The following is a 13,674-nucleotide window of genomic DNA, read 5'->3' as shown; positions in this document are numbered from 1 at the left end:
GCTCCATCTCAGGATACCGAGCACCACGGGCATCGTAGGGTCTCCAGGCAGCTGGCGCGCCGCGGAGCGGCGCCCGGGGGTCGACGTGAGAGCGGTTGACGCGGCGTAAGCGCGTCATTCCATCAGAGCCTGACTGCCTGTCGCGTTCGCCGCTCTCCTCGATCCGAGGAGGAGACCCATGGACACGGACACCCTGGACAACACGCCGCGCGTGTGGATCGGCTGCCTGCACTGCTACAACTCCGGAGGCCTCGTCGGGGAGTGGTTCGACGCCGTCGATGCCGAAGAGGTCACCCTGACCCATGTGCACCGGGGCGCGGGCGGTACCGCGCCGGTTGCAAGGAGTTGTGGTGCTTCGACCACGAGAATCTGCCCGTGCGCGGCGAGATGAGCCCGCACGAAGCCGCCGAGTGGGGCAGCTTGCTGGCATCAGTCCCGGAGCACCAGCGCGAGGCGTTGTGCGCGTGGGTGAGGAGCGGTGACTACGTGGCTGAGGGCACGGGCGACCTGCCGGGCATCCCGGACTTCGAGGACCGCTACTGCGGCGAGTGTGCGTCATTCCGCGAGTACGCGGAGGAGCTGGCCGACGGCACGGGCTTATTGTCGGCAGTCTCGGACGATGTCGCCTGGTACTTCGACTGGTCGATGCGGACCCGTGACCTGGCGTTCGACTACACGGTCGGGGGTGCCGAGCATCGCCAAGCGCGTGCTTGTCATGGCAGGGGATATGAGCATGCGCCAGGTCTAATGCGACCCGGAGCACGGGCCGTCGTCGAGCAAGCCGGCGGAACGCTCGGCGAGGGCACCGATCTCCTCGGCACTGAGCAGCTCCGCAAGCCGCCAACCATCCCACCCTCAAGTGCATCGATATCCTGCCCCACGCCGTCGCGCTTCTCCTCGGTCAGCTTCTCGCCCAGCCATCCCCACAGGACGGTGCGCAGCTTGTCCTCCATATGGAAGGTCAGCCCGTGGTCCACCCCGTGATGGTGCCCGCCGGGCACGGTAAGGATATGGGCGCCCTTGCGGTCGGCGTTGCTGAGGATCACGTCGAACACCGCCATGCGGCGTAGCGCCGCCGAGTCCTCGTGGGCCAGGGTCAGCCGATGCCCGCCCTCACCCTCCTCAACGTCTGAGCCCGGCGGGGGAGCAGGCCATCACCAGCCGCCCGACGTCGCGGGCGGTCGCGGTCAGGTCCTCTGCCGTACGACGGATCGCTGTCGCCAAGTCCTGGGGCCCGCGGCCGATGGGCACGATCGCGGTGATGCCCTCGTCGTAGAGGGTGTCCGTGTCCTGTCCCACGGAGCCGGCGAGGACGATCACCGGGATCGCACGACCGGCTGCGCGCACGGCCTGGGCCACGCCGATCGGCACTTTCCCGGCCAAGGACTGACCGTCAATGCGCCCCTCCCCGGTGATGACGAGGTCAGCGGTCTTCACGAGGTCGTGGAAACCCGCCGTCTCGAGGACGACGTCGATGCCCGGCTTCAAGGTGGCCCCGATGAAGGCGTGCAGGCCACCGGCCAGACCTCCCGCCGCCCCCGAACCGGGGAGCGCATCGATCGCGACCCCGAGGTCTCGTTCGACGATGCCCGCGAGATGGACCAGTCCGGTGTCCAGGCTCGCCACTGATGCAGGATCCGCCCCCTTCTGGGGGCCGAACACGTGGGCTGCACCCTGCGATCCCGTGAGGGGGTTGCTGATGTCGCACATCACCTCCACGTCGACGTCGCGGAGCCGGTCTCGTGCCGGGCTGGAGTCGATCCGCGCAATCCGGGTGAGGGTGTGGCCGGTGGGGACGAACTCCTCACCTGCGGCGTCCAGGAACCGGACGCCGAGGGCTGCGGCAGCGCCCGTGCCGCCGTCCGTCGTGGCGCTCCCGCCTGCCCCGACGATGACTCTGCCCGCGCCAGCGGACACCGCGTCGAGGATCTGCTCACCGACACCGAACGTCGTGGCCCGTCCCGTGTCCTCGCGTCCGGAGGCGAGAGGGAGCCCGGCACATGAGGCTGTCTCGACCACCGCCACGTCCGGGTCGATCAGTCCGTAGTGGACGGGCACGCGTTCGCCGTAGAACACCCCGCAGACGGTCGCGGATCGCAAGGCGCCCCCTGCGGCGGCCACGAAGGCCTCGACGGTGCCTTCCCCGCCGTAGGCGATGGGCACCACGAGAACTTCGGCGTCGGTGACCGACGCGAGACCCGCGGCGATCGCGGAGCCCGCCTCCCGCGACGACAGGGCCCCCTTGAACGAGTCTGGGATGACGATGATGCGCTGCACGCGTGGATCTCCTGAGTCAGGTGACGGGGTCAGACGAGGACGAGGCCGAGGAGCCAGATGAACACGATGGAGGTGAGTCCCATCAGAAGCGTGACCATCGTCTGGGTGCGGTAGCCCTGCGAGGGCGTCATGCCGCTGAAGTTGGTGACCACCCAGAAGTACGAGTCGTTGGCGTGGGAGACGGTCATGGCGCCGGCCGCAATGGCCATGACCACGAGCGCGCTGGCCACCGGGGTCTCGAAGCCCAGTGCAGGCATCATCGGGAAGACCATGGCCGACGTGGTCGTGAGTGCCACTGTGGAGGAGCCCTGCGCGGTCTTCAGGACGGCGGAGACGAGGAAGGGGAAGAACAGTCCGATGACCGACAACTGTGCAGCGTTGCTCTCGATGAAGGTGACGAGGTCGGTGGCGGCGATGACGCGCCCCAGCACACCGCCGGCCGCCGTGATGAACAGGATGGGGCCGACAACCCGGAGGGTCTCCTCTGTCAGGTCGTAGAACGTCTCGCCACGGCGCACGCTGAACAGCAGGCCGACTGCGCAGAGGGTGCCGACGGCGAGGGCGATCATCGGCGTGCCGAGGAATCGGGCGAAGTCACCCGCGGGGCCGGTCCACTTCAGGACGGATGCGAGCGAGCCGAGAGCCATGAGCAGGATGGGGGCGATGATGGGCGCGAAGGAGGCAGCAGTCCCAGGCATCCGCCCGTAGGACCGGCGTAGCGCGTCGTAGGCCGCCTCGAGCTCGTCCGCGTCCTCCGTGCCGGTCTCCTCAGGGGAGGTCACCCGCTTGCCGATGTAGAGGGCGTACAGGTACGCGACGAGGAGTGCGGGGATCGAGACGAGGACGCCGAGGCCGATCACCAACAGAAGGTGGTCGCCGATGCCGAGGTTCTGGGCGGCTGCGATGGGCCCCGGGGTCGGTGGAATGAAGACGTGCGAGGTGTACAGGCCCGCGGCCAGGGCCACGGTCATCGCCACGGGTGACGCCCCGGTGCGACGGGCCAGGGCCTTGCGGATGGGGTTGAGAATGACGAATCCGGAGTCGCAGAACACGGGGATGGAGACCACCCAGCCCATGAGCTGCATAGCCAGGACGGGGTAGCGCTTGCCGACGACCCTCACCAGCGCATCGGCGATCCTGAAGGCACCGCCGGTGCGCTCCAAGATGAGTCCGATGAGCGTGCCCAGGATGATGACGATGCCGATCGAGGTGAAGATCCCGGAGAATCCCTCCCCGATCACGTCGGCGATGCCCTTGACGGGCGCTTCCCCTTCGGCGCCGGTCGACTTCACCAGCGGGATCCCACCGATGATCCCCAAGGCGAAGGCGACGACCATGATCGAGAGGAAGGGGTGGATCTTCCATCGGGAGATCATGACGATCATCAGGGCGATGGCGAGGATGAAGACGAGCAGAAACGGTATTCCAGTCATCGGAAGTCCTTTGTGCGGCAGGGGATTCCAGCCAGAGTAGGACCGATGGGACTTCAGCGGCGATGTTCTGACGAACAGGGTTCGGCCGTCTCAATGGCCCTCTGCATCCCGCAGGGTGCCTCCTGAGTTCCACCTCACCGACTGGTACCATAAGCAAGTACCACATCGCACCCGAGGAGGCCAGCATGTCCATCAGCGCCAGTGAAGCCCGCAAGACCCTGTTCCCGCTCATCGAGCGAGTGAATGCGGACCGCGACGCCGTGGAGATCGTCTCCCGCAAGGGGAATGCCGTCCTCATGCCCGCGGACGAGTACGCCGCCTGGCAGGAGACCGCCTACCTGTTCCGCTCCCCGGCCAACGCCCGCCGGCTGCTGGACGCCTACGAGCGCGCCCGCGCAGGGAGCGTCGAGGAGCACGCTCTGGACCGCATGGACGGGGACGCCTGAGTGCGCCTCGTGTGGGACCGCTCGGCCTGGGAGGACTACACGCACTGGCAGACCACGGACCGCAAGGTTCTCAACCGGATCAACACCCTCATTGACGCCGCCCTGCGTGATCCCTTCGAGGGGATCGGCAAGCCCGAGCAGCTGAAGTACGGCGCAGCCGGGGCATGGTCCCGACGCATCACGGAGGAGCACAGGCTCGTCTACCTCGTCGACGGCGAGGACCTGATCATCCTCCAGGCGAGGTATCACTACTGACATGCGCTTCACCCAGGCCGAGCTCCAGCAGTTCCGCGACCGCACCGTCCCCGACCTGCTGCCGGACCCGCTGCGGCTGCTGTTCATCGGCATCAACCCCGGCCTGTGGAGCGCCGCCACCGGTGCGCACTTCGCCCGCCGCGGCAACCGCTTCTACCCGGCCCTGCACCGCGCCGGGCTCACCCGACACCTGGTCGACGCCTCCGACGGCTACAAGGCCGAGGACCTCGCCGAGCTGCACGCCCGCGGCATCGGGATCTCCAACCTCGTCCCGCGTGCCACCGCCCGCGCCGACGAGCTCACCGCGGAGGATCTCGCCGCCGCCCCCGCCCGCCTGGACGCGCTCGTGGCAGCGCATGCGCCGGCCGTCGTCGCCGTGTTGGGGGTGACGGCCTACCGGCAGGCCTTCGGACGTCCGAAGGCGGCGCTGGGGGAGCAGCAGACGCCGTGGCCGGGCACGCGGCTGTTCGTGGCGCCGAACCCCAGCGGGCTCAACGCTCACGCCACCCTGGACTCGCTCGCCGCGGATTACCGCGCGGCCGGTGCCGCGGCGGGGCTCGTGGACTGAGTGCACCCGCCGTCCCTGCGGCCGCGCTGGACGCCCGCTGGGATCTCCGATCGGGTGGGCGCCGTGCGCACACGAGTCACCATCTCGCTCGTGGGCCTCGGCCTGAGCGCCGCGGCCCTCGGGCGCTGCCAGACGTAGACGTGGACCTCGACGTGCTCCACAGATACCACCGTGCGCAGCTGCGGGATCTCCGTGTCAGGCAACGCGTTCCAGGACCTGCCCTTCCCCGTCTCCGGGCCGATCCTCGGCAGCGTCGGCGAGCGATTCCGGCTCGAGACGGCGAGCGATGAGGGGACGGCCACCTTCTCCGCCGGCGGCACCGAGGGGGGCACCTACTCCTGCGGAGCGGGGCAGACGCTCCTGATCGGCGACAGCGCGCTGCTGTGCCGCGCCGTCGGCGAGAACTCGCTGGACTTCACGATCAGCCGGCCGCGCTGACGCCTCAGGCCCGTCAGAACAGCGGCCAGGGCACGGCCGGCGTCAGCCCGCTCGGGGCAGGGAAGATCCCGTCGTCGAGCAACTGGGCACAGCGTGCGGCAAGGGCTTCGACTTCCTCGGCACCCAGCAGCTCCGCCAGCCCCTGCCCCAGCTCACCGTCGAGCCCGTCGAGAACCCGGGCGACGCCGTCGCGCTCCTCCTCGCTCAGCGCCTCGCCCAGCCACCCCCAGAGCACGGTCCGCAGCTTGTCCTGCACATGGAACGTCAGCCCGTGGTCCACGCCGTGGCGGTGGCCGCCGGGCATGGCGAGGATGTGGGCGCCCTTGCGGTCGGCGTTGTTGACGAGCACGTCGAACACCGCCATGCGGCGCAGCGCCGCCGAGTCCTCGTGGGCCAGGACCAGCCGATTCCCGCCCTCGTCCTCACCCTCCAGGACCGTGAGCCATCCCGAGGCCGGCACTTCGTCCGCCGGGAACAGGTCCACGGCGTCCTGCTCAGGATCCTGCTCCTGCCAGAGCTGCACCATGCCCTTACCGAACGGGCCGTCGCGCAGCCAGGTGCGCGGCACAATGTCCCACCCCAGCGCCTCGGACACCAGGGACGCGGCCACCTCCCGGCGGGCCAGGGTTGCGGCGGGGAAGTCCCAGAGCGGGGCCTCGCCGGCCACCGGCTTGTAGACCACCGGGGTGTCACCGATCGCGCCGAGGAACGTGGCGTTGGACGCCGTCGTGATGCGGCCGGTGAGCGTCAGCTCCCCGGACATCAGCTCGCCGGCGGGCACGTCCGCGGCGCTCATCAGGAGTCGGGGAGAGTGCAGTCGTGGCCGTCGGGGTCGATGGGCTGGCCGCAGTCCGAGCAGATCGGGCGCCCGGCGTCCACGACCTCCCGGGTGCGGCGGGCGAACGCCCGGGCGGCACCGACGGGCATCCGCACGCGCACGGCCTCGGCGTCCGCCTCGAGCGCCGGGGCGGCGTCGTCGTCGGTCAGCGGGTGCGCGTCGATGAGCACCTGCGCGGTGGTGGGGTCCCAGCCCAGGCCGATGGCCCCCACCCGGAACCACTCCTGCACCGGGTCCAGCGGATCGTTGTCCACGAGTTCCACGGGCGTGCTGGCCGGGACGCTGTGCGGATTGCCCTCCAACGCCATCAGATCGTCGAGGATCTCGTCGAGCATCTCCGCCATCAGGGCCGACTGCTGCTTCTCCAGGGCCAGGCTCACCAGCCGGGGCCCGGTGCGCACCTGCAGGTAGAACGTGCGGGCTCCGGGACGCCCGAGCGTCCCGATCACGACCCGATCCGGCCAGTCGAACTCATGGGCGGGGGCAGGTGCATCACTCATGCCACGATCCTAGGCGTCCGCTCGTCCACCGCGCCGGGGCCGGTGCCCGCGCCGCCGCCCACCGGGGCGTCGTCGGACGGGCCGAGGGCCGAGAGCCAGGACAGGTCCCCGGCGTCGGTGTTGGTCGCCCAGACCCGCGGGCGGCTCGGCCCGTAGCTCACGATGGACACGGAGGCGGGTCCCACCTCGATCCGCTGGAACAGATCCAGGTGCGTGCCGAGCGCGTCGGCCAGGATCGACTTGATGACGTCCCCGTGGCTCACCGCCACCCACACCGCCCCGGGCCCGTGCTCGGCCTCGACGGCGGCGTCGTGCCGGCGGATCGCCGCCACCGCGCGGGCCTGCATGCCCGCCATGGACTCCCCGCCGGGGAAGACGACGGCGGACGGCTGGGTCTGCACCGTCGCCCACAGGGGCTCGGTGGCCAGGTCGCTGAGCGCGCGTCCCTGCCACTGGCCGTAGTCGCACTCGGTGAGGTCGTCGTCGACCAGCGAGGGCACCGTCTCCGGCTGGCGATCGAGGAGGGCGTGGGCCGTCTGCGCGCACCGCTCCAGGGGGCTGGCCACCACTGCGGCCACGGGCACGGCCGCGATCCGATCCCCGGTGCGGGCCACCTGCTCCCGTCCATGATCGTCCAGGCTGACCCCGGGGGTGCGGCCCGCCAACAGTCCGGTCGCGTTGGCCGTGGTGCGGCCGTGCCGCACGAGAAGTACCGTCGCCATGGCCTCAGCGTAGCGAGGGGATGCCCGCCTCTCGCGGACAAAGCCTCGCGGCCATGACGCAAAGGGTCAGTGACGCAACGCGAGCACGCCTATGCCCGGCAAGGCTGACGCCCGTCTGCAGGCCTCGAACGCCCGGAGCAGGCCCTCGAGGCCTAGGACGGCGCCCTGCTGCTGGTCACCCACGACCGCCGCATGCTCGAGGCCGTCCGACTCGACCGCCGCTGATACCCTCCCCCGGTAGTCAACCTCCTGCTCTCGGTGACGTTCGCGTGCGGCGTGGCGATCGCCGGGCTCCACGTGGTGAACCGGCGGTTCATCGCGCCGATGTACGACGTCGTCCTCAACCTGGCCGCGTTCCTCGCCGCCGTCGCCTCCTCCGTGCTCCTGGGGCACGTGCTGCCCGCGGTGTTCGCCGCGCTGGCCGTGCTCGCCTGGCTGATCCTGGCCGTCCGCACGGTGCGCGCCCGCCGCGCGGGGCACGAGCCCGCCGGCCAGCGCCCCGCCGGCGCCCGCCTCTAGGCTGGCGCCATGTCCTTCCTGATTCCTTCCGTCCCCGTCTCCTGCGGCTGCCTCCTCTTCGACGAGGCCGGCCGCCTGCTCGTGCTCAAGCCCACCTACAAGAAGGGGTGGACCATCCCCGGCGGGATCATGGAGGACGACGGCGAGACCCCCTGGGACGGCTGCCGCCGCGAGGTCCGGGAGGAGACGGGCCTGGAGGTGACCGCCGGGCGGCTCGTCGCCGTCGACACGCGGCCCAGCAAAGCCAACGGCCGGACCGGCCTGCGCTTCCTCTTCCGCGCCGTCCACCCGCTCACTGCCGCGGACGTCGCCGCCATCGGCCTGCAGGAGGACGAGGCCTCCGAGCATCGCTTCGTGACGCGCCAGGAGGCCCGGAAGCTCCTGCGCCCGGCGATCGCCCGCCGCGTCGACGCCGCCTGGGACGCCGCGCACTGCGTCTACCTGGAGGACGGGCGTCCCGCCGCGGGGGTGGATCAGCCGGCGGGCTGAGGCCCGGCCCCCGGCCGGACGAGCGGTGCCCGGCGGCGTCCCCGTCCTGGATGAGGGCCGCCGTCTGATCTGCGGAGGTGATCGTGGCGGCCCGGCCAGGAGAGTGGACGCGGGACGAGACGGTGCGCCCAGGCAACGGCGGGACGGTCCCACGGACGGCGCTGCCGTGGCAGCGGAAGAGGTCGAGGACCCTCCGGGGAGGATGCCCCGGCTCGGGTACCGTAGCGAAAGGATCCCACCCCCCAGACCTTCTGACAGGACCACCATGAACGACTCCCCGCTCGTCTCCAAGCTCTCCGCCGAGCTCCTCGGCACCTTCGTGCTCGTCTTCGGCGGCGCCGGTGCGGCCGTGTTCTCCGCCTCCGTGATCGACGACGCCACAGGCGTCAACATGGGCATCGGCTTCCTCGGCGTCGCCCTCGCCTTCGGCCTGACCGTGGTGGCCATGGCCTACGCCGTAGGCCACATCTCCGGCGGTCACTTCAACCCGGCCGTCACGCTGGGTGCGGCGCTCGCGGGTCGTCTGCCGTGGAAGCTCACTGTGCCGTACTGGATCGCCCAGCTCGTGGGCGGCGTGGCGGCCGGCGGCGTGCTGCTGGCGATCGCCTCCGGTCGTCCGGGCTACTCGCTTGCGGAGAACGGCCTGGCCACCAACGGCTATGGCGAACTCTCGCCCGCGGGCTACTCGATGGGCGCGGTGTTCCTGACCGAGGTGCTGCTGACCGCCGTGTTCCTCTACGTCATCCTCGGCGCCACGGACCGCCGTGCTCCGTCCGGCTTCGCGCCGCTGGCCATCGGCCTGACCCTCACGCTGATCCACCTGATCTCCATCCCCGTGTCGAACACCTCCGTGAACCCCGCTCGCTCCTTCGGCGTGGCCCTGTTCGCGGGCGGGGACGCCCTCGGCCAGGTCTGGCTGTTCTTCGTGGCCCCGTTGTTGGGCGCCGCGGTCGCCGGTCTCAGCTACCGCTTCGTCTTCCCCAACACCTCCCGGGTGACCGAGGAGCTGCCCGAGCCCGCCGCCGACGGGACGCGGGACGCCGTCTGATCCCTGTCATTCGGGCCCTGCCCTCACCGCCCCGTCTCTTCCCGCACCTCCTTGGAACGCAGCAGGCGCGGCGCCGTCGTCAGCGCCAGCCCGCCGAGGATGTTCAGGGGGATCACCCACCACACCCAACTGAGCCACTCGAGCCACCCCACGCCGTGCGCTCCGGACAGGATGGCTCCGATGATGAGGATCGAGTCCATCACCGAATGGAAGAGCGAACCGCCGGCGAGGACGATGGCTCCGGCGACGGACGCGACGATCATCGCCGTCGGGCTGTCCGTCCCGGCCTGCATCCGCGTCACGAGGGTGATCGCCACCCCGGCCAGGACCGCCAGGGCGGCGCCCTGCCAGCTGAAGCCGATGTCCAGGAAGTGGTGGGCGCTCTCGGCCAGGGTGCCGTGCAGGTCGGGGAACCCCGCCACCACGAGGGCGATCATCACGGTGCCGCCGAGGAGGTTCATCACGAGGGTCACCGCCCACAGACGCAGCAGCTCCATCCACGTGCCCCGGCCGGCGGCGATCGCGGTGATCGGGTAGTAGAACCCCTCCGTGAAGAGCTCGGAGTGGGCGAGGAACAGGCTGACCAGGCCGATGGAGAACGCGAGTCCGGCCAGAAGGTGGCTGCCCGTCTCGTGGAGCGTGAGCAGGTACGCGAGCAGGCCGATCGTGATCTCGACGCCGCCCAGGAACCCGGTGGTCGTCAGGACGGTGAGGGACCGATGCAGGCGTTCCGCGCCCTCGTCTGCCGCCGCCCTGTGGGCCGCCGGCCTGCCGGAGACGGACTGACCGGCATCGCTCCCTTCACGGTCATGTCCGTGGCACACTGGGCCGATGATGCATGACGAACGGCCCACGGGTCGGCTGGGCCTCGCCCTGGGCGGCGGAGGAGCGCGCGGGCTGTGCCACATCGGGGTCTGGCGGGTGCTCGAGGAGCTCGACATCCGCCCGGACGTGCTCGCGGGAACGAGCATGGGCGGCCTCCTCGGCGCGCTCATAGCCGCCGGTCATGACGCCGCCTCGCTCGAGAAGATCGAGCGGAGCGTGGACTGGCCGCGGCTCATCAACTGGGGCCTGACCGGCGGCATCCTCTCCAGCGAGAGGCTGCGGGCCTGGCTCCGCGAGCTGCTCCCGGACACCTTCGAGGAGCTGCAGATTCCCCTGGTGCTCACCGCGGCCGACGTCGTCGAGGGCCAGACCCGCTACCTGCACACCGGGGACCTCATCACCGCGATCCAGGCGACCACCGCCTACCCCGGCGCGCTGGAGCCGGTGACCGTGGGGGACTCCGTGCTGGTGGACGGCGGCATCCTCAACCAGATCCCGGTGGACGGGGTGCGCTTCCTGGGCGCGCAGCGGGTGATCGCCGTCGATGCCACCACGCTCGAGCCCCTGGAGCGGCCGGAGCCCGGGGCGCGCACCCGCACCCGCCGTTCGCCCGCCACGTCGCTGCGCCAGGCCATGCGGGCGATCGACGTCATGCAGGCCCAGCTCACCACCGTCCGGCTCTCGCTCTACCGGCCGGACGTGCTCATCAGCCCGCCGATCGAGGGGATGACGGTCGCGGACTTCCGCAGCTCCGGCGTCGCCATCGCGGCGGGAGAGGAGGCGACGCGCGCCCGGGCCGAGAAGCTCGTGGAGCTCAGTCGCGGCAGAATGGCCTGACGCCCGCCGCACTTCCGTCAGGAGCACCATGACCGCCACCCTTGTCGCCTCCGGCCTCGCCGGCGGCCACGGCCACCGCACGCTCTTCGAGGATCTGGACCTCACGGTCGCGCCCGGGGACGTCGTCGGCGTCGTGGGGGCCAACGGCGCGGGCAAGTCCACCCTGCTGCGCATCCTCGGCGGGGACCTCGCGCCGCAGGCCGGCACGGTCAGCCTGGCCCCGGCCGACGCGTTCGTGGGCTGGCTGCCGCAGGAGCGCGAGCGGGTGCCGGGGGAGACGGTCGCCGGGTACATCGCCCGCCGCACCGGCTGCGCCGAGGCCACTCGAGAGATGGACGCCTCCGCTTCGGGCCTGGCGGACCCGGACGTCACGGACGCCGCCGCAGACCGCTACAACACCGCCCTCACCCGCTGGCTGGCCTCCGGCGCCGCGGACCTGGAGGAGCGCATCCCCGCCGTCCTGGCCGACCTCGGCCTCGACCTCTCCGCCTCCCCGGAACAGGTCCTCATGACCTCCCTCTCCGGTGGGCAGGCCGCCCGCGTCGGCCTCGCCGCGCTGTTGCTCTCCCGCTTCGACGTCGTGCTCCTGGACGAGCCCACCAACGACCTGGACCTCGACGGTCTGACCCGCCTGGAGGCCTTCGTGCAGGAGCTGCGCGGCGGCGTCGTGCTGGTGAGCCACGACCGCGAGTTCCTGGCCCGCTGCGTCACCCGCGTCCTGGAGCTCGACCTCGCCCAGCGCACCAACCGCGTCTACGGCGGCGGCTACGAGGCCTACCTCGAGGAGCGGGCCACCCTGCGCCGCCAGGCCCGGGAGAAGTACGAGGAGTTCGCCGAGCAGAAGCAGGACCTCGTCTCCCGCGCCCGCATCCAGCGGGAGTGGTCCAGCCAGGGCGTGCGCAACGCGATGAAGAAGTCCCCGGACAACGACAAGCTGCGCCGCAGGGCCAACAGTGAGTCGAGCGAGAAGCAGGCCCAGAAGGTCCGGCAGATGGAGAGCCGCATCGCGCGCCTGGAGGAGGTGGAGGAGCCGCGCAAGGAGTGGAGGCTGGAGTTCACCATCGGTGCGGCGCCGCGCTCCAGCTCGGTGGTCGCCACCCTCAACGACGCCGTCTTCCGGCAGGGAGGCTTCACGCTCGGCCCGGTGTCCCTCCAGGTGAACGCGGGGGAGCGGATCGGCATCACCGGGCCCAACGGGGCCGGCAAGTCCACCCTGCTGCGCGCGCTGCTGGGCCGCCAGGCCCCGGACGAGGGCACGGCCGCCCTGGGGTCCAGCGTGCAGATCGGGGAGATCGACCAGGCGCGCTCGCTGCTGGCCGGGACCGTCCCGCTCGCCGCGGCCGTCGAGGCGCTCGTGCCCGAGATGGCCTCCGGGGAGGTGCGCACCCTGCTGGCCAAGTTCGGCCTCAAGGCCGACCACGTGAACCGCCCCGTGGACGAGCTCTCGCCCGGCGAGCGCACCCGGGCATCCCTGGCCCTGCTCCAGGCCCGCGGGGTGAACGTCCTGGTGCTCGACGAGCCCACCAACCACCTGGACCTGGAGGCCATCGAGCAGCTCGAACAGGCCCTGGAGACCTATGAGGGCGCCCTGCTGCTCGTCACCCACGACCGCCGCATGCTGGACACCGTCCGCACCGACCGTCGCTGGCAGGTCCAGGACGGGCGGGTGACGGAGCGCTGACGACCCGGGCACCGTCACCCTTGCCCGAGATTCGGTTGTGTACGACCATGAGAGTTCAGTCCCCACCGACGAAAGGGCCCCAGACATGTCCCGCATCCTGATGATCCTCACCTCGCACGACCAGCTGGGCGACACCGGCCGCAAGACCGGGTTCTGGCTCGAGGAGTTCGCCTCGCCCTACTATGTCTTCACGGACGCCGGCCACGAGGTCACCCTCGCCTCGCCCCGCGGCGGCCAGCCGCCCATCGACCCGACGAGCTCGAAGCCGGAGATGCAGACCGAGGCCACCCGCCGGTTCGACCAGGACGAGGAGGCCAAGGCCGCCCTGGCCCACACCACGCCCCTGGCGCAGGTGGACGTGGACGGGTTCGACGCCGTCTTCTACCCGGGCGGTCACGGCCCGCTGTGGGACCTGGTGTCCGACGCCGACTCCACGCGGATCATCCTCGACAGCGACGCGGCCGGGCGCCCGCTCGGCCTCGTCTGCCACGCGCCCGGGATCCTGCACCCGATCACCGCCGCCGACGGCACCCCGTTCGTGCGCGGCCGTCAGGTCACCGGGTTCACCAACGGCGAGGAGGAGGCCGCCCAGCTGACGGACGTCGTCCCGTTCCTCGTCGAGGACTCGCTGATCGCCGCCGGCGCGGACTACCGCAAGGGCCCGGATCAGGAGAGCTTCGTGGTCACGGACGGCACCCTGGTGACCGGTCAGAACCCGGCCTCCTCCGCCGACGCCGCCCGCCGCGTCCTCGACCTGCTCGCGCGCTGACCCCCCCCGCCGAGCCCACCACTTCGACC

Annotated in this window: 17 protein-coding genes and 3 pseudogenes; 13 read left to right on the top strand and 7 right to left on the bottom strand. The window is 71.1% G+C overall.

Going from position 1 to position 13,674, the window contains the following annotated elements:
- Nucleotides 1-178: 178 nt before the first annotated feature.
- Together AC0VX2_RS08295 and AC0VX2_RS08290 are read left to right on the top strand one after the other, a co-directional pair.
- Nucleotides 179-391, top strand: a complete 213-nt coding sequence (locus AC0VX2_RS08295; RefSeq protein WP_052001236.1) for an antirestriction protein ArdA — start codon at nt 179-181, stop codon at nt 389-391.
- Nucleotides 388-624, top strand: a pseudogene (locus AC0VX2_RS08290) (antirestriction protein ArdA); the annotation flags it as partial. The gene AC0VX2_RS08295 and the pseudogene AC0VX2_RS08290, both read left to right, overlap by 4 nt.
- Nucleotides 625-744: 120 nt before the next feature.
- Here the strand turns inward: AC0VX2_RS08290 and AC0VX2_RS08285 are convergent.
- The 3 genes and pseudogenes from AC0VX2_RS08285 to AC0VX2_RS08275 all read right to left on the bottom strand — a co-directional run.
- Nucleotides 745-1,121 (bottom strand): annotated as a pseudogene (locus tag AC0VX2_RS08285) (protein kinase family protein); the annotation flags it as partial.
- A gap of 1 nt (nt 1,122) precedes the next feature.
- The gene (locus AC0VX2_RS08280) at nt 1,123-2,277 is read right to left on the bottom strand and encodes a glycerate kinase family protein (protein ID WP_052001283.1); all 1,155 of its coding nucleotides are present in this window, start codon (nt 2,275-2,277) and stop codon (nt 1,123-1,125) included.
- Between the two features lie 29 nt (nt 2,278-2,306).
- Nucleotides 2,307-3,710 (bottom strand): GntP family permease, encoded by a 1,404-nt coding sequence (locus AC0VX2_RS08275; RefSeq protein ID WP_036340863.1) that lies wholly within the window; start codon nt 3,708-3,710, stop codon nt 2,307-2,309.
- A 185-nt stretch (nt 3,711-3,895) separates the two neighbouring features.
- Between AC0VX2_RS08275 and AC0VX2_RS08270 the strand changes: the two genes are divergently transcribed.
- The 4 genes from AC0VX2_RS08270 (at nt 3,896) to AC0VX2_RS08255 (ending at nt 5,417) form a co-directional block, all read left to right on the top strand.
- Nucleotides 3,896-4,156 carry a type II toxin-antitoxin system Phd/YefM family antitoxin gene (locus tag AC0VX2_RS08270; RefSeq protein ID WP_036340860.1) on the top strand — a complete coding sequence of 87 codons (261 nt, stop codon included), beginning with the start codon at nt 3,896-3,898 and terminating at the stop codon, nt 4,154-4,156.
- Nucleotides 4,157-4,411: a Txe/YoeB family addiction module toxin gene (locus AC0VX2_RS08265; RefSeq protein WP_036340857.1), complete on the top strand. Its 255-nt coding sequence runs from the start codon at nt 4,157-4,159 to the stop codon at nt 4,409-4,411. It begins immediately after the preceding gene.
- Nucleotide 4,412: 1 nt separating this feature from the next.
- A complete protein-coding gene (locus tag AC0VX2_RS08260; RefSeq protein WP_036340854.1) occupies nt 4,413-4,979 on the top strand; it encodes a mismatch-specific DNA-glycosylase in 567 nt (188 codons plus the stop codon).
- 192 nt (nt 4,980-5,171) lie between these two features.
- Nucleotides 5,172-5,417 (top strand): hypothetical protein, encoded by a 246-nt coding sequence (locus tag AC0VX2_RS08255; protein ID WP_078025880.1) that lies wholly within the window; start codon nt 5,172-5,174, stop codon nt 5,415-5,417.
- A 13-nt stretch (nt 5,418-5,430) separates the two neighbouring features.
- On the opposite strand, the gene AC0VX2_RS08250 is transcribed toward AC0VX2_RS08255, so the two are convergent.
- The 3 genes from AC0VX2_RS08250 to AC0VX2_RS08240 are packed head-to-tail and all read right to left on the bottom strand — an operon-like array spanning nt 5,431 to nt 7,477.
- Entirely contained in the window at nt 5,431-6,213 is a 783-nt protein-coding gene (locus AC0VX2_RS08250; RefSeq protein WP_036340845.1) for an SCO1664 family protein, read from the bottom strand.
- A complete protein-coding gene (locus AC0VX2_RS08245) occupies nt 6,213-6,755 on the bottom strand; it encodes a DUF3090 domain-containing protein (protein ID WP_036340843.1) in 543 nt (180 codons plus the stop codon). The genes AC0VX2_RS08250 and AC0VX2_RS08245 overlap by 1 nt, the downstream gene beginning before the upstream one ends.
- On the bottom strand, nt 6,752-7,477 hold the full coding sequence (locus AC0VX2_RS08240; protein WP_152744175.1) for a histidine phosphatase family protein: 726 nt from the start codon (nt 7,475-7,477) through the stop codon (nt 6,752-6,754). The genes AC0VX2_RS08245 and AC0VX2_RS08240 overlap by 4 nt, the downstream gene beginning before the upstream one ends.
- Nucleotides 7,478-7,600: 123 nt before the next feature.
- On the opposite strand from AC0VX2_RS08240, the pseudogene AC0VX2_RS08235 reads away from it, so the two are divergent.
- The 4 genes and pseudogenes from AC0VX2_RS08235 to aqpZ all read left to right on the top strand — a co-directional run.
- Nucleotides 7,601-7,702 (top strand): annotated as a pseudogene (locus AC0VX2_RS08235) (ATP-binding cassette domain-containing protein); the annotation flags it as partial.
- 33 nt (nt 7,703-7,735) lie between these two features.
- On the top strand, nt 7,736-7,996 hold the full coding sequence (locus AC0VX2_RS08230; protein WP_052001280.1) for a hypothetical protein: 261 nt from the start codon (nt 7,736-7,738) through the stop codon (nt 7,994-7,996).
- A 9-nt stretch (nt 7,997-8,005) separates the two neighbouring features.
- Nucleotides 8,006-8,485 (top strand): NUDIX domain-containing protein, encoded by a 480-nt coding sequence (locus AC0VX2_RS08225; protein ID WP_475432541.1) that lies wholly within the window; start codon nt 8,006-8,008, stop codon nt 8,483-8,485.
- Nucleotides 8,486-8,750: 265 nt separating this feature from the next.
- The gene (gene aqpZ / locus AC0VX2_RS08220) at nt 8,751-9,533 is read left to right on the top strand and encodes an aquaporin Z (protein WP_080695007.1); all 783 of its coding nucleotides are present in this window, start codon (nt 8,751-8,753) and stop codon (nt 9,531-9,533) included.
- Nucleotides 9,534-9,556: 23 nt separating this feature from the next.
- Here the strand turns inward: aqpZ and AC0VX2_RS08215 are convergent, their stop codons facing one another.
- A complete protein-coding gene (locus AC0VX2_RS08215; RefSeq protein WP_078025878.1) occupies nt 9,557-10,357 on the bottom strand; it encodes a formate/nitrite transporter family protein in 801 nt (266 codons plus the stop codon).
- A 7-nt stretch (nt 10,358-10,364) separates the two neighbouring features.
- On the opposite strand from AC0VX2_RS08215, the gene AC0VX2_RS08210 reads away from it, so the two are divergent.
- From AC0VX2_RS08210 to AC0VX2_RS08200, 3 genes are all read left to right on the top strand, one after another.
- A complete protein-coding gene (locus AC0VX2_RS08210) occupies nt 10,365-11,195 on the top strand; it encodes a patatin-like phospholipase family protein (RefSeq protein ID WP_010080497.1) in 831 nt (276 codons plus the stop codon).
- Between the two features lie 28 nt (nt 11,196-11,223).
- Nucleotides 11,224-12,876, top strand: a complete 1,653-nt coding sequence (gene abc-f / locus AC0VX2_RS08205) for a ribosomal protection-like ABC-F family protein (RefSeq protein WP_036340837.1) — start codon at nt 11,224-11,226, stop codon at nt 12,874-12,876.
- An 85-nt stretch (nt 12,877-12,961) separates the two neighbouring features.
- Entirely contained in the window at nt 12,962-13,645 is a 684-nt protein-coding gene (locus tag AC0VX2_RS08200) for a type 1 glutamine amidotransferase domain-containing protein (protein WP_221844836.1), read from the top strand.
- The last annotated feature ends 29 nt before the right edge of the window (nt 13,646-13,674 follow it).

The organism is Micrococcus sp. iso_239 (genome assembly GCF_056173395.1).
Note: the sequence above shows the minus strand (reverse complement) of the source record. Positions and strands in the feature narration are given on the sequence as shown.